The organism is Dyella choica, from assembly GCF_003977665.1.
GTDB lineage: Bacteria > Pseudomonadota > Gammaproteobacteria > Xanthomonadales > Rhodanobacteraceae > Dyella_B > Dyella_B choica.
In genome coordinates this window covers 404,183-426,985 of the sequence record NZ_RYYV01000002.1, presented here as the reverse complement: position 1 = coordinate 426,985, position 22,803 = coordinate 404,183, and the positions used below count along the sequence as shown (strand labels likewise).

The 22,803-nt window shown below is 60.3% G+C and carries 21 protein-coding genes; 17 read left to right on the top strand and 4 right to left on the bottom strand.

Annotation, left to right across the window (positions count from 1 at the left end; translation table 11 throughout):
- Nucleotides 1–65: 65 nt before the first annotated feature.
- Nucleotides 66–3,362, top strand: coding sequence for an ATP-binding protein (locus EKH80_RS04390; RefSeq protein WP_126683501.1), 3,297 nt, complete (start codon nucleotides 66–68; stop codon nucleotides 3,360–3,362).
- Nucleotides 3,363–3,591: 229 nt separating this feature from the next.
- Here EKH80_RS04390 and EKH80_RS04385 read toward each other — a convergent pair whose 3' ends face one another.
- Genes EKH80_RS04385 through EKH80_RS04375 form a run of 3 tightly spaced genes read right to left on the bottom strand, consistent with a single transcriptional unit; the run spans nucleotide 3,592 to nucleotide 9,103 of the window.
- The gene (locus EKH80_RS04385; protein ID WP_126683500.1) at nucleotides 3,592–6,723 is read right to left on the bottom strand and encodes an efflux RND transporter permease subunit; all 3,132 of its coding nucleotides are present in this window, start codon (nucleotides 6,721–6,723) and stop codon (nucleotides 3,592–3,594) included.
- Nucleotides 6,723–7,811 (bottom strand): efflux RND transporter periplasmic adaptor subunit, encoded by a 1,089-nt coding sequence (locus tag EKH80_RS04380; protein WP_126683499.1) that lies wholly within the window; start codon nucleotides 7,809–7,811, stop codon nucleotides 6,723–6,725. Before EKH80_RS04380 ends, EKH80_RS04385 begins: the two co-directional genes overlap by 1 nt.
- Nucleotides 7,808–9,103, bottom strand: coding sequence for a TolC family protein (locus tag EKH80_RS04375; RefSeq protein ID WP_126683498.1), 1,296 nt, complete (start codon nucleotides 9,101–9,103; stop codon nucleotides 7,808–7,810). The genes EKH80_RS04380 and EKH80_RS04375 overlap by 4 nt, the downstream gene beginning before the upstream one ends.
- A 777-nt stretch (nucleotides 9,104–9,880) precedes the next feature.
- On the opposite strand from EKH80_RS04375, the gene EKH80_RS04370 reads away from it, so the two are divergent.
- The 7 genes from EKH80_RS04370 to EKH80_RS04340 all read left to right on the top strand — a co-directional run bounded on the left by EKH80_RS04370 (nucleotide 9,881) and on the right by EKH80_RS04340 (nucleotide 13,981).
- Nucleotides 9,881–10,567, top strand: a complete 687-nt coding sequence (locus tag EKH80_RS04370; protein WP_126683497.1) for a DUF4410 domain-containing protein — start codon at nucleotides 9,881–9,883, stop codon at nucleotides 10,565–10,567.
- Nucleotides 10,568–10,844: 277 nt separating this feature from the next.
- On the top strand, nucleotides 10,845–11,195 hold the full coding sequence (locus tag EKH80_RS04365) for a hypothetical protein (protein WP_126683496.1): 351 nt from the start codon (nucleotides 10,845–10,847) through the stop codon (nucleotides 11,193–11,195).
- 167 nt (nucleotides 11,196–11,362) lie between these two features.
- Nucleotides 11,363–11,566, top strand: coding sequence for a hypothetical protein (locus EKH80_RS04360; RefSeq protein ID WP_126683495.1), 204 nt, complete (start codon nucleotides 11,363–11,365; stop codon nucleotides 11,564–11,566).
- Nucleotides 11,567–11,580: 14 nt separating this feature from the next.
- Complete coding sequence (locus tag EKH80_RS04355; protein WP_126683494.1) at nucleotides 11,581–11,931, top strand: hypothetical protein; 351 nt, start codon at nucleotides 11,581–11,583, stop codon at nucleotides 11,929–11,931.
- Nucleotides 11,932–12,193: 262 nt separating this feature from the next.
- Nucleotides 12,194–12,460 (top strand): hypothetical protein, encoded by a 267-nt coding sequence (locus EKH80_RS04350; RefSeq protein ID WP_126683493.1) that lies wholly within the window; start codon nucleotides 12,194–12,196, stop codon nucleotides 12,458–12,460.
- Nucleotides 12,461–12,545: 85 nt separating this feature from the next.
- Nucleotides 12,546–13,358 (top strand): hypothetical protein, encoded by an 813-nt coding sequence (locus EKH80_RS04345; RefSeq protein WP_158628741.1) that lies wholly within the window; start codon nucleotides 12,546–12,548, stop codon nucleotides 13,356–13,358.
- Between the two features lie 26 nt (nucleotides 13,359–13,384).
- Nucleotides 13,385–13,981: a chorismate mutase gene (locus tag EKH80_RS04340; protein WP_230473412.1), complete on the top strand. Its 597-nt coding sequence runs from the start codon at nucleotides 13,385–13,387 to the stop codon at nucleotides 13,979–13,981.
- A 166-nt stretch (nucleotides 13,982–14,147) separates the two neighbouring features.
- Here EKH80_RS04340 and EKH80_RS04335 read toward each other — a convergent pair whose 3' ends face one another.
- Nucleotides 14,148–15,278, bottom strand: a complete 1,131-nt coding sequence (locus EKH80_RS04335) for a hypothetical protein (RefSeq protein ID WP_230473411.1) — start codon at nucleotides 15,276–15,278, stop codon at nucleotides 14,148–14,150.
- Between the two features lie 845 nt (nucleotides 15,279–16,123).
- Here EKH80_RS04335 and EKH80_RS04330 point away from each other — a divergent pair.
- From EKH80_RS04330 to EKH80_RS04290, 9 genes are all read left to right on the top strand, one after another.
- A complete protein-coding gene (locus EKH80_RS04330) occupies nucleotides 16,124–16,876 on the top strand; it encodes a sensor histidine kinase (RefSeq protein WP_126683491.1) in 753 nt (250 codons plus the stop codon).
- Complete coding sequence (locus EKH80_RS04325; protein ID WP_126683490.1) at nucleotides 16,873–17,523, top strand: response regulator; 651 nt, start codon at nucleotides 16,873–16,875, stop codon at nucleotides 17,521–17,523. Before EKH80_RS04330 ends, EKH80_RS04325 begins: the two co-directional genes overlap by 4 nt.
- Nucleotides 17,524–17,878: 355 nt before the next feature.
- Nucleotides 17,879–18,454 (top strand): Pvc16 family protein, encoded by a 576-nt coding sequence (locus EKH80_RS04320; protein WP_126683489.1) that lies wholly within the window; start codon nucleotides 17,879–17,881, stop codon nucleotides 18,452–18,454.
- 43 nt (nucleotides 18,455–18,497) lie between these two features.
- Complete coding sequence (locus tag EKH80_RS04315; RefSeq protein ID WP_126683488.1) at nucleotides 18,498–19,271, top strand: hypothetical protein; 774 nt, start codon at nucleotides 18,498–18,500, stop codon at nucleotides 19,269–19,271.
- A 21-nt stretch (nucleotides 19,272–19,292) separates the two neighbouring features.
- Entirely contained in the window at nucleotides 19,293–20,864 is a 1,572-nt protein-coding gene (locus EKH80_RS04310) for a phage tail sheath family protein (RefSeq protein ID WP_126683487.1), read from the top strand.
- A gap of 65 nt (nucleotides 20,865–20,929) precedes the next feature.
- Nucleotides 20,930–21,388, top strand: coding sequence for a phage tail protein (locus tag EKH80_RS04305; RefSeq protein ID WP_126683486.1), 459 nt, complete (start codon nucleotides 20,930–20,932; stop codon nucleotides 21,386–21,388).
- Nucleotides 21,381–21,881, top strand: coding sequence for a phage tail protein (locus EKH80_RS04300; protein ID WP_126683485.1), 501 nt, complete (start codon nucleotides 21,381–21,383; stop codon nucleotides 21,879–21,881). Before EKH80_RS04305 ends, EKH80_RS04300 begins: the two co-directional genes overlap by 8 nt.
- 13 nt (nucleotides 21,882–21,894) lie before the next feature.
- Entirely contained in the window at nucleotides 21,895–22,110 is a 216-nt protein-coding gene (locus tag EKH80_RS04295; RefSeq protein ID WP_126683484.1) for a DUF5908 family protein, read from the top strand.
- Nucleotides 22,111–22,800 carry a LysM peptidoglycan-binding domain-containing protein gene (locus EKH80_RS04290; protein WP_126683483.1) on the top strand — a complete coding sequence of 230 codons (690 nt, stop codon included), beginning with the start codon at nucleotides 22,111–22,113 and terminating at the stop codon, nucleotides 22,798–22,800.
- The last annotated feature ends 3 nt before the right edge of the window (nucleotides 22,801–22,803 follow it).

Sequence of the window (22,803 nt, the reverse complement as noted above, 5' to 3'; positions counted from 1 at the left end):
TCAGGAATGGCTGGACCCGGATCGCCCCGTCGATCTGGGCTCTGGCACCGGCGAAAGGTAGGGCTATGAGGCTCCAAGAGGTGATGAGGCGCCTGCGCCTGGCGCGGATTTTGGCGTTCTGCGCGTGGGCGCTGGCAGGCTCCGCGTTTGCTGATGCGCAGTTCGTGGAGGGCCCCCGCAATGCGGCCAGTTATGATCTGCATATTCCGTTGACGGCCCACGAGCGCGCCTATCTGGCCGGACTGCCGACGTTGCGGCTGGGCATGGACCCCAATTGGGCGCCCTATGCCTTCGTGAACCGTAAAGGCCAATTGGATGGCATTTCGGCGAACTACCTCCAATACATCGTCCAGAGTCTGCATATCAAGGTGCAGCGCGTGGACAGCCCGTCCTGGGTCGACACGGTAGGGATGGCCAACAATGGGCAGATCGAGGTGCTGGTGGCGGTGTCGAACACCAGCCAGCTCACGGCTGCGTTTGTCCTGACGCAAGCCTATATCAACTATCCCGAAGTGATCGTGGCCAAAAACGGACGCCGGCTCGAGGATATCCATGATCTTGACGGCCTGCGCGTAGCCCAGGTCGACAACGGCGGAACCGGGCCGTCTCCTGGCTTGAATACGTCGATCGCCTTCCAGCGCGTGCTGGTCAAGTCCGTGCAGGATGGTCTGCAGCTGGTCGCCCGCGGCCAGGTTGATGCGTTCGTCGGCAATCTCGGTGTTGCACAGCGTCTGATCCGCCAGAGCCATGCTGGCGTCCTTTATGTATCCGGGGCGACCGGTTATAGCCGCTCGCTGAGCTTTGGCCTGGCGCCTCAATACGAACCCTTGCGCGTATTGATGGACAGGGTACTGAAGGCCATTCCCGAAGAAGAACGCGAGCGCGTTCAAAATACCTGGCTGCCGACGTCGCTGGAATATGGCGTACCGCGCCGCACTTTATGGGAAGTATTGACGCCGATCGGCCTGGTGATCTTCGTCTCGATCATCGTCCTGGGGCTGATCATCGTCTATCTGCGCAGGGAGATTTATCGGCGCCGCCAGGCGCAGCAAGAGCTTCAATTCCAGCTCCGCTTTCTTGAGTCGATGATGGCTACGTTGCCCACGCCAGTGTTCGTGAAGGACCTGCAGGGCCGCTACGTCATGGTCAATTCCGCCTTCCAGCAGATCGTGGGCCGCCAGGCCAAGGATCTGATCGGCCGAACCGCAAGCGAAGTCCATCCCATGCAGACGGCCAGTAACGACCGGCTGGAAGCGCTCACGCGAGAAGTCCTTTCGACCGGAAAGCTGGCTCATGGCGAGCTGCAGTACCGGTCCCATTCGGGAGATCTGCATGACGTTATCTACTGGTTGCAGATGGTGCGCGAGGAAAAGGAGCGGCCTCGCGCCGTGCTGGGCATCCTAGTCGACGTTTCCCCTTTGCGCGCCATGGAGCGGCAGCAGCGCGCGCTGAAACGGCAGCTGATCGAATTGACCGACATGCTGCCGGCCGTGCTGTTTCAGGTGCGCTATGTGCCTGGGAAAGGCTTTTTACCGGTCTTTATCAACCCTTATGCCGAGACACTGACTGGATTTTCGCAAGACGAGCTGATGTCGAATTCGCCGCGCTGGTTGCCTTCGGTGTCTCCATCGGCGCGCTGGCGTCTTTGGCGGGCGCTGCTTCACGCCCGGCGACATCACACCTGCGTCGAGCAGGAGCTGGTACTTGCTCGTGAAGACGGTTCCCAAGTGTGGGTTCGACTCGAAGCCGTATGCCATCAGAGTACGGAAGAAGGCTGCATCTATACCGGTTATCTGGGCGATGTGACCCAGCTCAAGCTACAGGCAGAGTCGCTGGCCCGCGCCAAGCAGGAAGCCGAACGGGCTGCACGCGTGAAAGACGTGTTCCTGGCCACCATGAGTCATGAAATTCGCACGCCCATGAGCGGTGTCATCGGCGTCCTGGAGTTGATGGACCGATCGCGCATGCACGCGGATGACCAGCACTTGCTCGACATGGCCCGCGGCGCCGCGGCTACGCTGCTGCGGATACTCAACGACGTGCTGGATTTTTCGAAGAGTCAATCCAGCCGCCTGACTATCGAGCACAGTCCGTTTTCACTGCGCGAAGTCATTGACAGTGTTGTTGGCTTGTTTGCACCGGAAATGCGCCGCAAGGGCCTGCGTTTCGACATACTGGTCAGCTCGCTGGTGGCGGCCGGCCATGTCGGCGATGGGCAACGCCTCGCCCAGGTGCTGCTGAACCTCGTAGGCAACGCGCTGAAGTTCACGGATAGCGGCAGCATCGAGGTGGCGGTGGAAGCGCTGTCCGTTGATCCGCTGACCCTGACTCAGAGACTGACCGTCGCCGTGCGAGATACCGGCGTCGGTATCGATGAGGCAGAACAGGCACGCCTGTTCGAGCCTTTTGTGCAGGCCGGTGTTCGTCATCACGGCGGGACCGGCCTTGGGCTGGCCATCTGCAAGCGGCTGGTTGAAGCGATGGGTGGAAGCATCAGTCTGCACAGCGCAGTCGGCAAGGGGACCAGCATGGAAGTAACGCTTGAGTTGCCGGTCGACAAGAGCGCGAACGGCGCCACGGAAATGTCGACGGACAGTGACTCCAGGCGGTCGATCACCCACGTCGCATCGGCAGCATCCGGTTCCCGGCAAGCATGGGACGTTCCGGCCCATTCGATCCTTCTGGTGGAAGACCAGTCCCTCAACCTGGAGTTGCTGACCCGCCAGCTCCAGGCGCTCGGCGTGCAGGCATTCGATACCGCCGACGATGGTATGCAAGCCTGGAAGGCCTACGAAAAACATGCTTACCAGCTGGTGATCACCGATTGCGCCATGCCGGAAATGGATGGTGAAACCTTGATCCGCCACATCCGTGCGCGTGAAGCGGGCACGGCACGGCGGGTCTGTCTGGTCGCACTCACCGCCAACGCCATGGAGCCACAACAGCAGGCATGCCTGGATGCCGGTGCGGATACGGTGCTGTTGAAGCCGATGGAGATCGACCGGCTTCGCGCGCTTTTGCAGCAAGTATTCGGTGCGCCCGAACTTTCGACGCCTCCCATACTGCCACCGGCGAGCATTCCCGCGGAAGAGTGGCCATGGTTGCGCGACCGCATCCTGACGGATCTTGAGCAGGAACTGGACGTGGCGGTGCGGGCGATGAATGGCCAGGACTGGAGGCGTGCCTGGAATGCCGTGCACCGCATTCTCGGTGTTGCCAGACTGTTCAAGCTTTCGGGCATTGTGTCGTTGGCGACGGCAATTCAAGCGCAATTGGAGCAGCAAGATACGTCGAAAATCGTCATGAAGCCGCTGGAGGAAGCGATCTCGGCATTGACAGCAGCCACACGCTCCAGCCATTGAGACGCTCCAGCCGCGAGCCGCACGGCGTGCAAAGGGGCGTCGCAAAATTCGTCGCAGCGAAATGGGCTTGGCTTGGCCGGCCTGTTTTCATACGCGCATGGCGTGGCGACCTTCTCAGGGACACTTTTGCCCTGGTTGGAAAGAAACGAGAGGACGGCCTCATTGGAGGCCGGCGCGGAATCCACATGGGACCAATGCGTACTACGAAGTATGGTGACCCAGATCTTGCTCATGGTGAGCGTTCTGTAATGCGCCGATTCAGGTCGTGCTGCTCCATCCAGTCGTAGAGCATCGGCAGCAAAATCAGCGTGAGCACCGTCGAAGTGATCAGGCCGCCAACCACCACCGTGGCGAGCGGGCGCTGGGTTTCCGCCCCTACGCCGGTGGACAGCAGCATCGGCACCAAGCCAAGAATGGCAACGCTCGCGGTCATCAAGACCGGGCGCAAACGCAGGGCAGTGCCACGGACGACGGCCTCGCGAACCGAAAGCCCTTGTTCACGCTGCTTGTTCAGAAAGCTTATGAGTACGATGCCGTTGAGCATCGCAACGCCAAATACCGCGATGAAGCCGATGGCTGAAGGAACCGAAAGATACTGGCCTGTAATGGCCAGCCCGACTATGCCGCCCATGCTGGCAAATGGCACGTTGGCGAGGATCAACGTGGCGTGCCTAACCGAACGGAAAGCGGTGTAAAGCAGGACAAAAATGAACAGGATCGTTGCGGGAATGATCAGCGACAGCCGCTTCAAGGCGCGTTGCTGGTTTTCGAAAGCACCACCCCATTGGGTGTAGTAGCCCGCCGGCAATTTCACCTTTTGAGCGATGGCTGCGTTGGCGTCGCGGACAAATCCGTCGATGTCGCGACCGCGCACGTCCATCTGGATGACGGCGTAGCGCTGTAGCTGTTCGCGGCGGATGAAAGAATAACCGTCTGCCTGAGTGATTTCGGCGATCTGCGACAACTGGAGCACAGATCCATCGGGCGTCCGAATCGGGATGCGCCTGATCGCCTGCAGGGAATCCTTGTCCGCCTCATCCAGCCGTACGGCGATATCGAAACGCCGTACGCCATCCAGCAGGCTCGACACTGGTTCGCCACCGATGCCGTTTTTGACGACGGTGAGTACGTCGTCAGCGTTGAGCCCGTAGCGGGCGAGTGCATCGCGGTCGACCTGGATACGGATCTGCGGTTTGCCGATATTCGCTTCCAGCGACAGCCCGGTGACGCCTGGCACCTGGGCGAGCACTTGGTTGATGCGGCTGCTGAGCTGGTCGAGTTCACTCAGGTCGTTGCCGTAGAGCTTGAGTGCGAGGGTGGCGCGCACGCCGGAGATCAGTTCCTCGATCCGCATCTGGATGGGCTGGGTGTAGCTCACGACGGCAGTGGGAAGCGCTTCGCTCAATGCCTTTTGCATCGAGACGCGGATGGTGTCCAGGGTTTGTCCCGCGCGCCATTGATCGTCCGGTTTGAGCGGCGTGTAGACCTCCATGTAGTTGACGTCCGCCGTTTCGCCCTTCTCGGCGCGGCCGATCATGGCGAGCGTGGTATCCACTTCAGGAAAGTCCTGCTTGATCAGCGCTTCCACGCGCTTGGAAAGGTCGACGGACTCTTCCAGCGAGGCCGAAGGGATGGAGGTGATGCGCCACATGATCGCTCCTTCCTGAAGCGTTGGCATGAATTCCTTGCCAAGAAAGGGGAACAGCGCAAGGCTCGCCAACCCTGTGGCTGCGGTAATCGCGAGTACCGTCTTGCGCCGCGCCAGCGACCAGGTCAGTGCGATGGCATAGCGGCGCTTGAGAAAAGCCATCAAGCGGGTGTCGGTCTCTTCCTTCGGCTTGAGCAGCAGTGCCGCCAGTACCGGCACCAAGGTCAGCGCCAACACCAGCGAGCCGGCCATGGCAAAGCTGATGTTGAAGGCCATGGGCTTGAACATCTTGCCTTCCAGTCCTTGCAGGCTGAACAGCGGCAGAAACACCACGATGATGATCAGGACAGCAAAGGCGATCGGATTGGCGACTTCGCGTGCCGCGGCCAGCACGGCCGAGGTGCGGTCTTCCGGCAAGCCATGCGCCTTGCGTTCGGCCATGATGCGAAATGCGTTCTCCACCATCACCACGGCGCCATCCACCATCATGCCAATGCCGATCGCCAAGCCGGCCAGTGACATCAAGTTGGCCGAAAGGCCGGCCTGCTCCATGCAGAGGAAGGCGATCAGCATCGCCAGCGGCAAGGCGGCTACCACCACCATGGCACTGCGCAATTCGCCCAGGAACAGCAACAGGATCAGCGTCACCAGGATGGATCCTTCCACCAGCGCGCGCACGGCGGTCGTCACGGCGGCGTTGACCAGATCGGTGCGCTCATACACCGGCTTGATCACCGCGCCGACAGGCAGCGCTTGCTTGACCGTCGCCAGCTTCGCCTTCACCGCATCGACCACGTTCTTCGCATTTTCGCCAATCCGGGCCAAGGCCTGGCCCAGCACCACTTCCTTGCCGTCACGAGTAATGGCCCCCGTGCGCGGGGCGTCGGCCTCGGTGACCGCAGCGACATCGCGGATATGGATCGGTGTACCGCCTTCGCTCTTCAGCACGATAGCGCCGATGTCGGCAGCGTTCCGTACCAGGCCCAGGCCGCGCACCAGATATTGCTCGCGTCCGATATCGACGAAACTGCCACCCACCTGGGCATTGTTCTTCTGCAGGGCCTCGATCACATCCTTGAAGCCGAGCTGGTAGGCGATCAGCTTGATCGGATCGATACGCAGCTGATATTGCTTTTCCTGGCCGCCCCAGGACGTTACATCGTCCACCCCCGGTGCCGTGCGCAGGATCATGCGTACTGTCCAGTCTTGCAGGGTGCGCAGATCCCTGTCGCTGGGTGCCTCGCCCTCGACCGATTTGAGCGTGTTGTCGGTACGCTCCACGGTATACCAGAACACCTGGCCCAGGCCGGAGGTATTCGGTCCCATCTCGGGTTTTCCGTAGCCTTGCGGCAGGCGGTCGCCCACTTGCTGCAGGCGCTCGTTGACCAGCTGGCGCGCGAAATAGATATCCATGCCGTCGTCGAAGTAGATCGACACGTACGACAAGCCGAACAGGCTTACCGAGCGGATTTCCTGCACTTTGGGCAAGCCTGCCAAGGCCGACTCCACCGGTGTGCTCAGCAATTGCTCCACGTCTTCTGCGGCCAGCCCCGGGGCTTCGGTGTAGACATTGACCTGGACCGGCGTTACGTCTGGAAAGGCGTCGATGGGCAGCTGGCGCAAGGCCTTGAGCCCGAGGAAACCCGTTACTGCAAAGGCGATCAGCACCAGCAGCTTGTAACGAAGAGAGAGTTCAACCAGGCGTTCCAGCATCACTCTTCCCCCAGCAGCGAGCGCAACAAGCGTGCCTTGAGGGTGAAGGCGCCATCGCGAACATACGGCGTGCCGACCTTCAGGCCATCCTTGATCTCGATCCACCCCTGGCGCGTCTCGCCGGTGACGACCGGAGCGGGTTCGAACTGCCCCTGTCCCTGGTCGACAAACACCGTGGGCTGGTTTTGCAGCAGCACGATGGCCTCGCTGGGCACGGCCAGCACCTGATTGCCGACGGCGACGGCGATACGCACGTCGACGAGCTCACCCGGATGCAGGGCATCCCTGGCATTGTTGACCTTGATGCGCACCAACGAGGTACGGGTACGTTCGTTGGTCTGATGGGAGCGCTGCAATACGGTGCCGGGGAAGGCCGTGTCGTGCGCGAGGATGCGCGCCGCGTCGCCCGCTGAAACCTGCCCGGCATCGGCCGGAGGCAATTGCGCGTCCACCCAGACGGTGTCTTCATCGACGATGGTGAAGAGCGGGCGACCGGGCTGGATACGTTCGCCGACGATAAAATCATCCGACGTGATGCGGCCGGCGACGGGCGACAACAACGCATAGCTGCCGTCCGCCCTGGCCGACCCGCCGCGCAGCACCGCCTGGATTTGTCCCTCGGACAAACCATAGGCGAGCAGCTTGGCGCGTGCCTGGTCGCGTTGCACCTTGGCCTCGTTATAGCGGCGCGCCGAAACCGCTTGCGGTCCGAGTGCGGCGATGCGTTGCCAATCCTGCTCGGCCATGATCAAGGCGCTTTCCGTTTCGGCAACGTCTACGCTGGAGAGAGTGACGAGCGGCTCGCCGGCTTTGACGAGATCACCAAGCCTGGTCTTGCGTGCCACGACTTGCGAGTCGATGCGAGGCGATACCAGTACAGTGGTATAGGCGTCGATCTTTACTTCGCCCGGTGCCTTCAGCTCGTCGGAAAAAGGCCGCAACTGCGCTTTCGCCATGACGATGCCGGCTTGTTGGACGGCTGCTGCGTCGAGCTTCAGGGTGGAGGGCGCCAACTGCGCGCTGGCGAAGGCGAACGTGCCCGACGTGAGATATAAACCGGCGCCAAGCGAAAAAAGCCATGTCTTCATGGAGCGGTCTCCTGAGCGCGGCCATCGATCCAGTCGTTCAGACGGCCCGCGGCAGTGAGGTAATCGAACCAGGCCTGCCAGGTCTGGTTTTCCAGCTCGAAACCGGAGAGTGCGGTATCCAGGCTCTGCTTGAGTTGCACGAGGTAATCGGAGGTGCTGATTTCGCCCGCGCGCCAAAGTTTTTCCAATAAAACGGTGCGCTGCTGGAATGCCGCGGCACGGCTGCGCTGGAACGATGCGGCCGCGTGGCGTAGCGCTTCGTAGCGTGCCTGCGCTTCTTGCAGCGTGGCTCGCGCACGCAGGCGTTCGGCTTGCAGGCTGGCGATGGCAGCGTCTGCATCCGCGCGGGCAGCATCCACTTCGGCGCGCCCATTATTGAGCACGGGCAAAGGGATGCTCACGCTGACGCCGATGACGTGGTCGGTAACAGGGCCCGCACGAACGCGCCCGCCGGTCAGGCTGACGGTGGGATCGGGAATCTGATTGCGCTGCGCGATCTGAATGGCTGCCTCGGCGCTTGCTGCGCGCGATTGCGCCTGCACTGTCTGGGGTAGATCTTCCACGGCGTGAGCCACCACGTCCGCTTCGCTGGGCGGAAGGCCGCGCAGCCAGGGTGGCGAAGCAATTGCTTGGGTGTTGACGGCGAGAGCAAGCAATGCGGCACGGTTCGCGGCCTCGTTGCCGGCAAGGGTAGCTTGATGCACTTGCGCCTCCCCCAACGCCAGCCCCGCCAAATCCCGTTCAGGGCTGCTGATATCGCCCAACCTCAGCCGTTCGGCAGCCAGGTCGTCGAAGCGTTGCATGAGTGCAACTCGCTGCTGGCCAAGCTCGCGTTGGCGAGTGGCCAATGACACGGCAGAACAGGCTTTGAGCCAACGTTGGGCTACTGATTGACGTTGCATATCGTAAGCTGCTTGCGCAACATGCAATTCCGCCAGGTCACGCGAGGTGCGTGCGCGACGCTTGCCTGACACATCCAGCGTGAGGCTCAGCTGTGCCGTACGCCGGTTCACGTCGGCGTTTTCCGCATCGATGGCCAACACCGGGTTGTAAAGTGGCTGGTCTGCCGCACGAGCGCGTGCGCGCGCAGCCTCCAGGTCGGCGCGAGCTGCCTGCACATCCGGGCTGGTCATCCATAGCGCACGGACGGGTTCTCGCCATGCAGCAGCGGTGTCGATACCGCTCGCCGCCGATGACGTCGATGCAAAGCACGCGGGCGCGGACGTGACAACCGGCAATAACACACACAGCAAACAGACGGCACCTGTAGGTGCCCGGCGTAAGAAGGCCATGAAAACCATCTCCTGAAACCAGAAACGAAGCGTGGCGCGGCGTCAGGCCGCGTCACGGCAAGTCGGTGTCTTCAGGCGAAGATAGGTGGCCGCAGCAGCGACCAGGTGCGGTCCGGAGCCGTCCCTGGAGAAATTGCAGCAGGTGTGAACGACACGTCAGTGGAAGGCAGTAGCCAGGCCATGCTGACAGGTATGGGCATATTGTCCGCGCATGCGCAGTGACATTCGCCTGCTTCACCGAGCAGGCATTCTTCGTGCGCCGGCACGGACGCCTGGGTCATCGACGCTCGTACGACTGATGCAGGTTCCCGAAATGATGGAGACGTCGGCGCATCGGCAAGGCAAATGGAACTGGTGACCAGCTTGAAAAGCAACACGATCACGGCCACTGTCCACAGACCGCGGTGGCGGCGCAAGCGAGGCAGTAGGGACGGGTAAGCGTGCTTCATCAAATGGGATGCTACGTCGACTGCCAAGTGTTAGACAATCTCATTTGCTTCGCTGTCACGCTCTTCCTAGTTGGCGTCAACACGCAGCATGCCAGTGTCATCGTGTCGAGGGATTCACATGGACGACGGACTGGTCCGTGGCTTTGTCTCATTTAGGTGTCTACTCAAGTAAAAGCTCCAGCGGTGCGGTGTATGCTGCTAAGTCGAGCCTCGGACCAAGTAAGTCATGAGCACGAATAAATGATCTGCACGAGTAAATGATCTGGGAGCCATCCAGGATGGATGGCGTCTGGTCAGGTGCTCGTCCCATCTTCGCATGGAGCAAGCCATGAAGATCCGGTTCCGCCATCTATCCATCCTGGCCGCGTGGTCCGCATTCGCTGCGTGCACGTGCTCCGTGGCAACGGACAGTGCGTCGCTGCCCAGGCCGGATGCGCCTGTCGTGTATGTTTCGAACTTCGAACTCGATGCATTGCCGGAACAGGACGGTAATGCCTCTCGTGGTTTGCTCGGCGGAGCGCTTCAGGGCGGTTTGCTGCGGCGGCACAAGGACCCGCAGGCGCAAGCGCAGGAAATAAGCGCACTGATGGCGGAAACGCTGACCAAAGATCTCAAAAAAGCCGGTATCGATGCGCGCCGCACGCAGCCTGGTGCCGAATTGCCGAAAACCGGCTGGAATGTCCATGGCGTATTTCTTTCCGTCGACCAGGGCAATGTCGCGCGGCGCGCCATGATCGGCTTTGGCGCCGGCCATAGCAGCTTGCAGGTCGCGGTGGCCATCGATGATCTCGCCAAACCGGGACAATCGCTGCAGAGCGTAGCCGAGGGCAGCGGAGGGCATATGCCCGGGGCCATCATCATGCTCAATCCTTATGCGATTGCGGCGAAGGTAGTGCTTGCCGGGCGTGATCAGGAAAAAGCCGTCAAAAACGCGGCGAAGCAGATTGCCGATACCATCGTGCGATGCGTGCAGCCCAACGTTTCGGAGCCTGCCGTTTCGCACACGGCCTCTTGAAGATGTCGGAAAAGCACGGGATCGGTGTAGTGCGATGGACGCCACCATGAGGTTGCATGGCAGGTCATGGCAAGCTTGATCCTTGCGGCCAATTTGGCAATGCCACGCAACAATTACCGCCGCGGATGAAATGCCTCACAAACAAATCGTCTCTAGAATGCATGGCGATTGTTCAAAAAGTTAGCACCGGATTCTGCGGCAAGATCCACTCATCCAAGGGTCTTCCGGGCAATCAGATATCGGGCATGAGTTTTGACGGAGCGTGCGGCTAAATATCATGAATCCTTTGACGTCCATTTTTACAATGGTTGGCATTGCGCTGGTTGGTGCCAGGCCTGTAGTGGCGGCCGATGCCATTTGCGCCGAAAGAGTAGCCGTCAAGACCATACAAGTCGGCGCCTATGGCAGTGGTGCGAATGGATGGGGTGTTTCGATTGTCGATAACGACGGAAATGTCAAAAGCATGGCCGCCAATCTGCCTTTGCGTACCGCCGAGGGTGAAGCGATGCTGGACCTTCTCAAGGAGGCGAGGCGGCACAATGACCTTGTGACTTTCAGGCTTAACAATAGTGCGGCATGTCAGGCTGAGGCTGGTGCCTTTGGGTTTGACAGCATTACCGTGGAATAGCATTCAATGGTAGACATTGCATGAAATGCGCGCTGTGTTTTATTTCTATGGTCCTGCTATGGCCGCCTATGGCTAATTCAAGAGTCTGTTATGACAAAAAGTATATAAGATATGTCAGTAACAGCATGATCGTTGGCGGGTATCTATCGAAGGGGTGGATTATCGCTGTGGGCGATTCGCCGTTTACCGGGGCGGCTGGCTCGTCGATAAAGATCAACAAGGACAGGGCGAGCAATACGGACGAGCGTGGGCGGGCGCTCTATGCGCTTGCCATAAACGCCATGAACAACAACTACCAGGTCAGGCTGGTGGATAATTTTAGTACGAACTGCGAAAGCATCGACGAAATAGACATTTTTCGTGTTCCATGAATGGGGTTTGGACGATGATCAAGAAGGCTGGTCTTGCAGTGTTTTTAAGCGTGGCGTGCACTGGCGTCTCGGCTGGCGCTGGCCCTAATTGCGCAGAGGGATATCTGGTCGGGATCGAATCATCACGTGCTGACAACGCCAATGGGTGGGCTGTCTGGGTCAGCAGCAAACCTTACTTTGATGGTACGGCGCATAGGTATTCAAGCGATATAGGTGGAAGGCTCGATCTCAATAAGGATTGGGGGAGATTTACCTTTTCAATGGCCATGAACGCCATGAACATGGGGCACCCGGTCGATGTCGACGATATTTACGGAAGCATGTTTTGTGACGATTTTCAGAGACTCGAAGAATCCAATTCTTAAGAATGGTCTGAAAAAGTCCGTCACGAATTTTTCGGACGCGCTTAAGTCCAGTGCATGCCAAGACTCGGCTGCGCCAGATCGAGCATTTGCGTACCCGATCTGCGACGAGCCTTCTCTGGTCCGCGGAAGCTCTGAACTAATTCGGAGTTTCCGCAACCGTGGCATTCCGGTAATGGCCTTTTGGGTGGGAATGTTCATACTGGCCGGCGCTCCCGTCGGTGCCCGAGGCACCCCTTGCAAGCAGGGTGTGTATATCGTTGGCATGAGTTCCCTTCGTCAATTTGAAGAGACGAACAGTGCGGGTTGGTCCATTCTGGTGAGTGACAAGCCTTATTTCGACAGCGGGGCTGAGTTTCAGCGCACCGACAAAGGTCGGCGGGTAGACCTTGGAACGCCTCGCGGCAAAGCTTTATTCGATTTGGCCATGTACGCCATGAACATGGCCTACAAGGTCGATGTCATCGATAACAATGGGACTCGCTGCGATGATTTTGACGAGCTGGACGTAAAGCGTCAGCCGTCATCGTAGCCGAGCCGGTAGCGGTGGGCCTGGGCGGCAGGTTCTACGGTTTCTTTGATGGAGGGTGTTGCCGATGATTGGCAGAAGCATATTGATGTTTTTGTTGATGTTGATCTCGATGCTCGCGTATGCCGTACCACCCGATTTCGTCTATCGAGCCGACTCCAGGCCGCCGCTTGGACCGAACGGCCTATTCACCACGGGTTTCCCATCCTGGGGTGGCAATCGTGATTTAGCTAATCACGAAATGGGACTATCATGTGGTACGGGAGATCTGCTGCTTGCAGGAACATCCGACTCCGCCTATGTAAGCGTTGCGGACCAATTCGAGCGAGCACGCCAATTTGCGGCGCGTTCGTTCTCCGAGACTCGTCAGGATGTCTGGATCTATACGATTAGGGCAACCCTTGATTTCCATGATGCCCTCGCTACGCACCGTGCCGCCTTGGTCAATCCGGACCGATGGATAAGTGGCCGTGCTGGTTTATCCATGTTAGCTACGGGGCCGGCCATGACGACGGAAGGTGAGTACGTCGCGTTGGGTGGAATAAATCGCTCTCTGATCCGGGAAGCGACCAGATATAGGTGGAATGCTTCGAGCCGAAGCTACGAGGAAGTGCCGGGCAGCCGTCAGCAGAATAATAGCTATGATGGCGTTCCGCAGACTCACGCCAATCCGGATCCGCTGGATGCGAGGATTGCGTTTCCTGTCGCTGTTACGCCTCGCCCGCCGCAGGCCGGCACATCGGTAACGATAGCGGCGACCTTTTTGGGGGCCTGCGCCTGCATGAGCCGGCCGAATACTTCGCTGACACGCGCGAATACGGAGCCTGATTACAATGCCTATTGCAAGCCCATGCTCCGCAATAGAGCGGCCAGTGCCATCAATCTCCATTTGTTCGAATGACGGGTAGGCAAGAAGGGTTTTGAAGCATGGACATGAAGATACGCGCCGTCGCACTGCTGGTTGAAGCAGCCATGATGGCTACTCTGCCCCTCACGGTCGGCGCGACGACGACATCCACGACATGGGTCTCTCCCAACATGATGGAGCTGCCTGCACTTGTCGTTGAGCGCAATGCCATAGGGGATCAGGTGGCACTGAGCAAATGGTATAGCGGCAAAGCCGTTGAGGATGCGCAGCGCGAAAAGGAAGTTATTGACGAGGTGCGCAGGCAGGCGCCCACCTATGGTTTGAATCCGGACGATGCAGAGCGCTTCTTTGCGGCACAAATCGAATCGAACAAGCTGGTGCAGTATGCGTTGCTTTCTGTCTGGCAATTGCAAGGCCGCGCACCTGATCTTCCTCCGCCGGACCTTGCACGACTCAGAAAACAGCTTGACGATCTCCAAAAGCGGCTTTTGCAAGCTCTTGCGTCGAGTAAAGAGGTGCCGGACTCCCCTTACTGTAAAGCTGCCATAGCCCAGGCTGTCGACGAGGCTGCACACAACGACCGGCTCGATGGGTTGCATCATCTGGCATTGATGCGCAGTTTTGGCGATTTCTGCCGTGCTACTGCCAGGCCTTGATCGATTCCACGTATCTATGCGCGTCTGGCTCCGCGTAGGCTGGGATGATAATCCCAGCTTCCACCCGGCATCCTGGTGTTGGGATTGCCGTCCCAGCCTACCTGGCCGCAAAGCCGGGCTCTTGCCCGACTTTGCGACCCGTCATCCTTGCATTGATCCTCGTCAATCAGTTCGATTCCGTGAACTGAATGGACGGCGCGGTACCGTCGGATGAGCCCTGTGACGCTGCGCACGAGCCGAGACTCAAGTTGTTGGTTTCTCCCGTGGTGCCAGCGCTGGAGAGGCAGCTTGGTGCGTTGGTGGTGCCATCTTCCACGGCAACATTGACCGTGATGGATGATCCACTGTTGAACTGCGCTTCCGATCCGCCAGCATTGCCGACGACGTTGAACTCCGACTGGCTCCACCAGGCAGAAAGATCATTGGTGCTGTCCGGTTCGCTCGCGGAATAGGCGTCCGTACCGTAGGTGAAGGTGGCCGTATCGTTTCCGTTGGCCGACGAGGTGCCGGACAGTTTCAGGCTGCCAAGCTGGGTGGCGTCGACCGCGGGCACGTTGGTGCCTTGGCTATTGACGAAGCATTGATACTGTCCCGCATTGGCATTGCTTGCGTCGATCCAGCCATTGGGGCAGCCGCTGGCCGCATAGTCGTTTTGCGACGGAAACACCCAGTTCTGAATGAATACCTGGGGCTGTGCCGGCGTGATGTTGCCGTTGTTGTTGGTGGAATAGATGAATTGCACCCACACCTGGCAGCTTTGATAGCCGAAATTGGCGCAAGCCGCCGAGGATGCGTTGATGTCGGTATTCAATTGCAACGTGTATTGGTTGAGACCGATGATGCCGTTGCTTTCACTGCCGCCGAAAGGTACGTTGACTCCGCTCTCGGACGTCACTCCCTGTACCTGGGGGAAACTCCCTACGGCCGAGATGGTGGTGTTGGCGGTCTGGGCGGCGTAGTCGTTGCCGCCACCGGCCGTGTCGGGAATCATCTTCATCCCGTCGGCCGTGTATACGCGCTTCCATCGCGTGGTGGAGCGATAAGTGGGCTTTGCGCCGCAGCCGATTTTCCTCCAGATGACGCTGGGGTAGGCGGCATGGAAACAGCCTTCGGCAGGTGGCGGCAGATGCTTGATCGTTTCGTGCCAACGAGCCAGCGATGCTTTGGCTGCCCATGCATTGACGTTGTTGGTCGAAGTTGCGGCAACGGTGGGCGATGCGGTTGCCGCGGTCAAAAGACCGGAGACGGTAGCGGCGAGGGCCAGGTGGCGGACGCGAAACCTCATTCTTGATGGCATACATCTCTCCTTGGATGGTTAGCGTTTGGTTTTCTTGGGGACTACCCGAATTCATCGTCGCCAGCATCAGGGCGATGACGCTGGGGCACCGTTGGTGCCTTGGCCATCGCCGGCGCGTTTTGGCAAGTCTCCCCAGGCAGATAAATCCGATCACGCAATGCCAGCGCCATGGATGGGCGAAGCACGCTTGCAATATGCGTGCAGCCACGTGCCACCCGTGCATGGATTACCTGTCATTCAAGACGACGCGATGCCGACAGCAATCCCTACCTGGACAGAGCGAAACGTCGGGAATGGCGCGCACGTCGAACTTCTTGTGCCGCGAGCGAGAGAGCTTCTTCCGTCATCGCAACCATGGCGGAAGAACGGCCGCCGTCATCAAACGTAGCCTCGGCTGTGGTGTGCGGGACAAAGGTGGATTCGCGTGATGACTTTGTGAAGAAGCCTTCCTTTCCGTATGGACTTGCGATGCATCAAGCTTGTAGCGCATTTGTGCCACAAGTTTTGTTGCTGCACGACGAGCATCAATGCGAACATGGGCGCCGGTATCTCCGGGGGGAATTGCCGAACGCTCGACGCTCGACGCCAGGACGATGGATGCAGGCCAACACTTCTTTGTTATCGACGGCTCGTTCGCCCGAATGGAATGCGGTGTGCGCATGCCGGTTGCCGTCATTGTGCTGATGTAAAGCGTTGCCGGTTGGCACGCCCATGCTTGCATGCCTGTTTTGCATACCTTGGCGTGCCAGTGTGGCGTTTCGTCTCGCGAAAGCGTGCGCTGGCGTAGCGCGCCCGGTTAGACGCCGATCTGGTTGAGATCAGCAGTGGCACAGGGGGTATGGGGAATGTCACTAACGCAAAAGATGGTCGACGGCGAGGGAGCTGTGCCCTTGCGCCGGGCATCACCGTCAGGGATGACTGCGCAAATCGCCACGCGACTGATGCAGCGGCTGCATGATGGTCCTGCGCAATTGATGGCCTTGGCGCTGCTGGAACTGGATCAGGCCAGGCATGCCCAGGGTGGCGCAGACGCCGGTCTGCTCGACAGCATTCGTGCGTTGGCGAGCGAGGCGTTGCGCGGCACGCGGCAGCTGCTGGACGAGTGGGGTAGCGCCGTTGCGGTGGAAAAGACCATGTCGTTCAGTACCTCGCTGATCCACCTGGGGCACCGGCTTTCTTCCTTTACCGGCCTGGCGCTGGGCATCGATTGCGATGATCCGGTCAGCGAGCCGCCGCCGCCGGTTGCCATGGTGGTGTTGCAAGCGGTGCAGGAACTGTTGCTCAACACCTGCAAGCATGCGCCAGGTGCGAACGTGGAGCTTGCCTTGACCGCGCTGGCCAACGGCTTCGAGCTGACGGTGAGCGATAACGGTCCTGGCTTCGATCCGGTGGCGGTCTATCAGCGGCACAGCGTCAGCGGCAGCCTTGGCCTTGGCGCGATGCCCGAACGCCTGGCCCGGGTCGATGCGACCTTCCTTTTGAACACCAGCCCGGGTGCTGGGGTGCACGTGTGTATGCGTTGGCCGGGCCATTTCGCGGAACAGGGCTGGCCGGGCAGGCGCGTCGTGCGGCTGTCCGGCCGGGAAGCGGCGCGATGAAGGTGCGGGTGGTGCTTGGCGACGATCACCTCATGCTGCGCGAGGGGCTGGCGGCGCTGCTGCAGCGTGAGCCCGACATTGAGCTGCTTGGGCATGCCGGTCATGGCGTGGACTTGCTGCGCCTTGCCCGGGCATATTCACCCGACGTGGTCATTGCCGACGTCTCCATGCCGTTGATGAATGGCATCGAGATGGCCCGGCGCGTGCGCAGTGAATTGCTGCCTTGCAAAGTGCTGTGCCTTTCGGCCAGCGCCCAGCCGCGACAGGTGTTGATGGCGATGGAAGCGGGTGCGTCGGGCTATGTACTGAAGGAAAACTGTTACGACGAACTGGTGCGTGCGATCCGCCATACGTACAACGGACAGATTTTTTTCAGCGCCGAATTGGTTGCGCCCATCATGAGCGCGTACCGCGAGTCCAGCAGAAGCGATCCGGCCTGGGCGCCTCCGCCGCTGACCTGGCGCGAGCGGGAAATCACCCGGCTGCTGGCCGAAGGCTGTTCCACCCAACAGGTAGCCAATCGGCTGCACATCAGCGCCAAGACGGTTGCAACACACCGGTCACATGTCTTTCGCAAGCTCAATATCCGTAGCGTTGCCGAGTTGACCCGCTACGCCGTCAAAGAGGGCATGGCCGCGCTCGATTGAGTGCGGCATGTCGCGCACCGGCAACCGGTTGCGCGTAGGCTGGGTTGCGAAACCCAGCATTGCCATGCATGCAAACCGCGCGATGCTGGGATTGGCATCCCAGCCTACCCACTTGCGCGGATTTCCCCTGGACAGCCATGAATCCCGGCGGCCTTGTCGCCGCCTTGGCCTGCGCCTGTGCGGCTCAGCAAAGCGGAGGTCAATATCAGCAAATTGCTGATAGGGGGTGGGGGCGGGGCGGCGTAACCTAACCGAACCTCTTCGGAATGTTCCGGATCTGCTTTGAGCCTGCTGGGCCTTCCAGGGCGCGAGCGGGACGGCGGCGCAGGGGCATGGAGACGGACAGGGGCGGGTAGTGATCGATCGGGCACTTGAGCATCTTGCGGCACACCTCAACGACCACTTTCGGAGAAATTTCCATGTGGCGGAGGATGTCGTGGTCGTGTCCAACCTGCTGGAGCTCGGTGGCGCGCCGGTGGTGCTCGCGACGGGCAAGCTGGTGCTGTTTCTCAGCGGGGTCGAGCGCGACACCCTGGCGCACCGCTCCGCGAAGGCGCTGCAGGCGTCCTCGAACAGCCACGTCCAGAACGCAGCGCCGGTTTACCTGAACCTGCTGGTGATGTGCGCGGCCAATTTCAGCGGCAGTCATTACCCGGAGGCGTTAAAGTTTCTTGCCGGGGCGATCGCTTTCTTCCAGGGCAACGTAGTGTTCGATCACCAGAACACGCCGGGCATGGACTCGCGCCTGGAACGCCTGGCCTTGAACATGGAGAACCTGAGCAGCCAGGAGATGCACAGTCTCTGGAGCATCCATGGCGGGCGTTACCTGCCGTCTGCGCTGTTCCGCGTGCGTCTGATCACGCTCGACAGCAACATCGTCCACAGCCGCGACCCGGTGATCAGCCAGACTGAAACCGAGGCCATGCCGTGATGATCGCCGTGGATCGCGCAACGATGCAGCGGAGCGGCTGACCATGCAGCGGTATCGCCCCTTTGCTAGCGTCGACGTCCGCCACGACTATTTTGCCGATGGCGGTGCGCACCATTTGGTGTTCCAGCCGCATGCTGAAACCGCGGCTTTTCTGCGACGCTTCGACATGTTGCTGCGCGCGGATGGGCGCAGCCTGGCGATCAGCGCGCCTGAATCGCAGTGGCAGGGAATCTGGAGCGAGCGAATGGACGGCGACGAGCCGCGCCAGCTGCGCTTCGACGTGCGATCGACCGATGCAGTGTGTGCCTTCTACACTGGCATGGTCAGCTCGCCAGCTGGCGTAGAGGATGACGGCGCGCTGCCTGCACCATTGTTGGCCGTACCTGCCGGCGCCTCCGCCCCCTGGGCCATCATCGCGTTGCCGCTCGACGCCAATGGCGATTTTGAAGCCTGGACGTCGTCACTGGGTGGCACCTATCGACTGTGCATGCACAGCCGCAGCACGATCTGGAAATACCTGCTGACCGGCGACTGGCGTGGCCGGGCGCTGTCGATCGTCGACCAGCGCGGCGAGGTGGCATTTACTGCACCTGCCGAGGAGCGCCTGCCGAACGGACAGTCCGCGCTCGCCGTGCATTCCACTACGCCGATTGCCTTGCGTGAGCGGCCGCCACAGCGCTTTCAGCTGCGCGACGTGACCGAGGCGCCGGAACGAGTCCTGATTTCGAGATTGCCGGGCGCTACGCCGCAGCGCTTGTGGCGCGAAACGGTGCGCGGCGAACCGACCAGCGTGTCGGAAATTTTTGTCCATAGTTAATCCACTGACAGGAGCCCCGCGATGGGTGCAATGAAGACACCGGGTGTCTATATCGTCGAGAAGAATGCGTTTCCCAACTCGGTGGTGGAAGTGGCGACCGCCGTACCCGCATTCATCGGCCATACTCAGATGGCCGACAATCGCAGCAAGCCACTTTCCTTCAAACCCTGGCGCATCAGCTCGATGGCCGAGTACCACCAGTACTTCGGCTTCGGTCCCAATCCGCACTTCAACATCGTGGAAAAGACCGATCCGTCGGTACTGGCGGATTTCAAGGCCGCGGGCAAGGACAAAAAGCCTACCGAATATGTGCTGGAACAGCCGGCAGGCAAGGACGGCGGTCGCTACACGCTTTACAACGCCATGCGTCATTTCTTCCAGAACGGGGGAGGACCTTGCTACATCGTTTCGGTCGGGGACTACGAGTCGGACCTGGATCCGGACAAGTTCAACCGCGGCATCGACGAACTGCTCAAGGAGCAAGAGCCGACGATGGTGCTGATTCCCGAAGCGGTGCTGCTCAAGCAGCCGGACTGCAATACCTTGCAGCAGAGCATGCTGCAGCACTGCGGCGAAAAAATGAAGAATCGCGTGGCGATCCTGGATGTCTGGGGCGGCGACAAGCCGCGCAACGATCCGGGCGGCGATCCGGTCGACCTGTTCCGCAACAGCCTGGGCATCAATTTCCTGAATTTCGCGGCGGCCTATTATCCGTGGCTCAATACCACCGTGGTGGGCGACAAGGAACTGAGCTACGAAAACATCGCCTCCGCCGACGTGCTGCAGTTGCTGCTACGTAATGAGCTGGGCCTGCCTGAGACCGCGCCGGATGGCGCTACGCTCAAGGACAAGGAACAAATCCAGGCGATTGCTGACATTGCCAAGGATTGGACCAAGGTGCAGCCGGCGCCCACCGACGATGTGATCCTCGCCAACAAGGCCCTGCTCAACAAGACGCTCAGCACCATCAGCCCGCTGTTCAACACGGTGATGGACCTGGTCAAGGGCAAGCTCAACCTGATGGTGCCCAGTCCCGCGATGGCCGGCATCTACACCATGGTGGACAACAGTCGCGGCGTTTGGAAGGCTCCGGCCAACGTCAGCCTGTCCGGCGTGGTGTCGCCGGCCGTGACCATCTCCGCGGTGGACCAGGAAGACCTCAACGTCACCACGCAGGGTAAATCGATCAACGCGATCCGCACCTTCATCGGCGAAGGCGTGCTGGTCTGGGGCGCGAGAACGCTCGATGGCAACAGCCTGGACTGGCGCTACATCAACGTGCGCCGCACCATGATCATGCTGGAGGAATCCTGCAAGCTGGCGGCCAAGGCGCTGGTGTTCGAACCGAACGTGGCCAACACCTGGGTCACCATCAAGAGCATGATCCAGAACTTCCTCACCAGCATCTGGAAGCGCGGCGGTCTCGCCGGAGCGGTGCCGGACGACGCCTTCAGCGTGCATTGCGGCCTGGGCGAAACGATGACCCCGGACGACATCCTCGAAGGCATCCTGCGCGTCACCGTGCTGGTGGCGATGGTGCGCCCGGCCGAGTTCATCGAGATCACCTTCCAGCAGCAGATGCAGAAATCGTGATCGGCGCGGGCGTCGCATGACGCCCGCCGCGTATCGCCCCACCTTTGCATTGACGGAGTATTCGTATGGCAGACGATGGTTCGCAGCAGTCAACAAACGTATGGCCGATGCCCAAGTTCTACTTCGAGGTGAAGTGGGATTCGGCGGTGATGTCGTTCGAGGAAGTGTCCGGGCTCGATGTCGAGGCGCAGCCGATCGAGTATCGCCACGGCAACAGCCCGGTCTACTCGACGATCAAGATGCCGGGGCTGAAGAAATACAGCAACGTCACCATGAAGAAGGGCGTGTTCAAGGGCGACAACAAGTTCTGGGACTGGTTCAACAAGATCAAGATGAACACGATCAAGCGCCTGCCGGTAACGATCAGCCTGCTGGACGAATCCGGCAAGCCGACCATGGTGTGGACGCTGGCCAACGCCTGGCCGAGCAAGATCACCGGCACCGACCTCAAGGCGCAGGGCAACGAGGTGGCGATCGAGACCATCGAGATCGTTCACGAAGGCCTGACCATCGCCAATGGCTAATCCGGGGTTTCCGCCCGACGACCCGAATTACGTCGATCCCTATGCACCAGCGCTGCCGGCGGCGTTCCGCTTCAGCGTGAAGCTGGGGGATGCTTCGTCGGGTCCGGACAGTTCGTTCCAGGAAGTGGCCGGCATCGAGATGAACATGGAGGTGGACGAATTGCGCGAAGGCGGCGAAAACCGCTTCGTGCATCAGCTGCCCACCGGCGTGAAGCAAAAGCGACTTACGCTCAAGCGGGGGGTCGCGTCGAAAGAGTCCGCCCTGGTGGGTTGGTGCCAGCGCACGCTGGGGGGCGGCCTGTCGGTGCAGATCCAGTTGGCGACGCTGGAAGTGAAACTGCTGGATGAAAAGGCCAATCCCTTGCGCGGCTGGTCGTTCAGCAACGTCTATCCGGTGCGCTGGGAGATCGACACGTTCAACTCCACCAAGAACGAGGTGGCGTTGGAGACGATCGAACTGGCCTATCAGACGGTGACCAGGCAAGACCTATAGCGGGATACGATTCGTGACTATCGAAATTCGCCAGATGGTGATCAAGTCGAGCATCGACAACGATGCCGGGCAGTCCGTGCTGCAGAAAAAGGACCCGAAAGCCGCCTCCGCGAAGGACGAAGACTGCGAGGATTGCGGCAACTGCGAAGGCGAGCTGGGCGGCAGCGAGGAACGCCAGCGCACGCGAGCGTTGATCGCGGCGGAGTTCGAGCGGATGCGGGAGCGATGAATGCCAAACAGCCTTTCCGCCGCCAAATCCCAGCTGAAGATCACCGCGTGCAGCAGCGGCGGTGATACGCCCACACCGGATGGCGCATCGATCTCGCTGCTGATCAACCCATCCGAGCTGAGCATGGCGCGTAAGACTGACTACGGCGGCTGCGTGCCGATGGGCGATACCGGCAGCGGACGAAACTTCGCGCGCATGCAGCCGGGCAACCTGGATTTTTCCACGGTATTCGACGGCACCGGCGTGGTGCCGCTTCCGGACAGCGTCAGCCTGGCGGAAGTCCAGGACCAGCTCGACCTGTTGAATGCGGTCGTGTACACCTATAACGGCCAGCAGCACGAGCCGAATGTGGTGCAGATTCTGTGGGGAACGCTGCTGTTTTTCGGGCGGCTCACCACCTTCAACATCGAATACAGCTTGTTCCGCCCCAACGGCACGCCGCTGCGCGCCAAGGCGACGATGTCGTTCCAGGGCTATAAATCCACGCAGGAAGCGGCGCTGGAGGCCAACCAGTCGTCGCCGGACCTGAGTCACGCGGTGGTGGTAAGGGACGGCGATACGCTGCCCTTGCTGTGCCATCGAATCTACGGCGACAGCAGCTATTACGTGGACGTGGCCCGCTTCAACGGCCTGCACGCGTTCCGCGCGCTCAGGCCGGGCCTGTTGCTGCACTTTCCGCCGCTGGGTTGAGCG

Excerpts from the sequence above, each read along its gene's own strand:
- EKH80_RS04390 (WP_126683501.1), top strand. The coding sequence starts at position 66 with ATGAGGCTCCAAGAGGTGATGAGGCGCCTGCGCCTGGCGCGGATTTTG.
- EKH80_RS04385 (WP_126683500.1), bottom strand. The coding sequence starts at position 6,723 with ATGCTGGAACGCCTGGTTGAACTCTCTCTTCGTTACAAGCTGCTGGTG.
- EKH80_RS04380 (WP_126683499.1), bottom strand. The coding sequence starts at position 7,811 with ATGAAGACATGGCTTTTTTCGCTTGGCGCCGGTTTATATCTCACGTCG.
- EKH80_RS04375 (WP_126683498.1), bottom strand. The coding sequence starts at position 9,103 with ATGGCCTTCTTACGCCGGGCACCTACAGGTGCCGTCTGTTTGCTGTGT.
- EKH80_RS04370 (WP_126683497.1), top strand. The coding sequence starts at position 9,881 with ATGAAGATCCGGTTCCGCCATCTATCCATCCTGGCCGCGTGGTCCGCA.
- EKH80_RS04365 (WP_126683496.1), top strand. The coding sequence starts at position 10,845 with ATGAATCCTTTGACGTCCATTTTTACAATGGTTGGCATTGCGCTGGTT.
- EKH80_RS04355 (WP_126683494.1), top strand. The coding sequence starts at position 11,581 with ATGATCAAGAAGGCTGGTCTTGCAGTGTTTTTAAGCGTGGCGTGCACT.
- EKH80_RS04350 (WP_126683493.1), top strand. The coding sequence starts at position 12,194 with ATGAGTTCCCTTCGTCAATTTGAAGAGACGAACAGTGCGGGTTGGTCC.
- EKH80_RS04345 (WP_158628741.1), top strand. The coding sequence starts at position 12,546 with ATGTTTTTGTTGATGTTGATCTCGATGCTCGCGTATGCCGTACCACCC.
- EKH80_RS04340 (WP_230473412.1), top strand. The coding sequence starts at position 13,385 with ATGGACATGAAGATACGCGCCGTCGCACTGCTGGTTGAAGCAGCCATG.
- EKH80_RS04335 (WP_230473411.1), bottom strand. The coding sequence starts at position 15,278 with ATGCCATCAAGAATGAGGTTTCGCGTCCGCCACCTGGCCCTCGCCGCT.
- EKH80_RS04330 (WP_126683491.1), top strand. The coding sequence starts at position 16,124 with ATGTCACTAACGCAAAAGATGGTCGACGGCGAGGGAGCTGTGCCCTTG.
- EKH80_RS04325 (WP_126683490.1), top strand. The coding sequence starts at position 16,873 with ATGAAGGTGCGGGTGGTGCTTGGCGACGATCACCTCATGCTGCGCGAG.
- EKH80_RS04315 (WP_126683488.1), top strand. The coding sequence starts at position 18,498 with ATGCAGCGGTATCGCCCCTTTGCTAGCGTCGACGTCCGCCACGACTAT.
- EKH80_RS04310 (WP_126683487.1), top strand. The coding sequence starts at position 19,293 with ATGGGTGCAATGAAGACACCGGGTGTCTATATCGTCGAGAAGAATGCG.
- EKH80_RS04305 (WP_126683486.1), top strand. The coding sequence starts at position 20,930 with ATGGCAGACGATGGTTCGCAGCAGTCAACAAACGTATGGCCGATGCCC.
- EKH80_RS04300 (WP_126683485.1), top strand. The coding sequence starts at position 21,381 with ATGGCTAATCCGGGGTTTCCGCCCGACGACCCGAATTACGTCGATCCC.
- EKH80_RS04290 (WP_126683483.1), top strand. The coding sequence starts at position 22,111 with ATGCCAAACAGCCTTTCCGCCGCCAAATCCCAGCTGAAGATCACCGCG.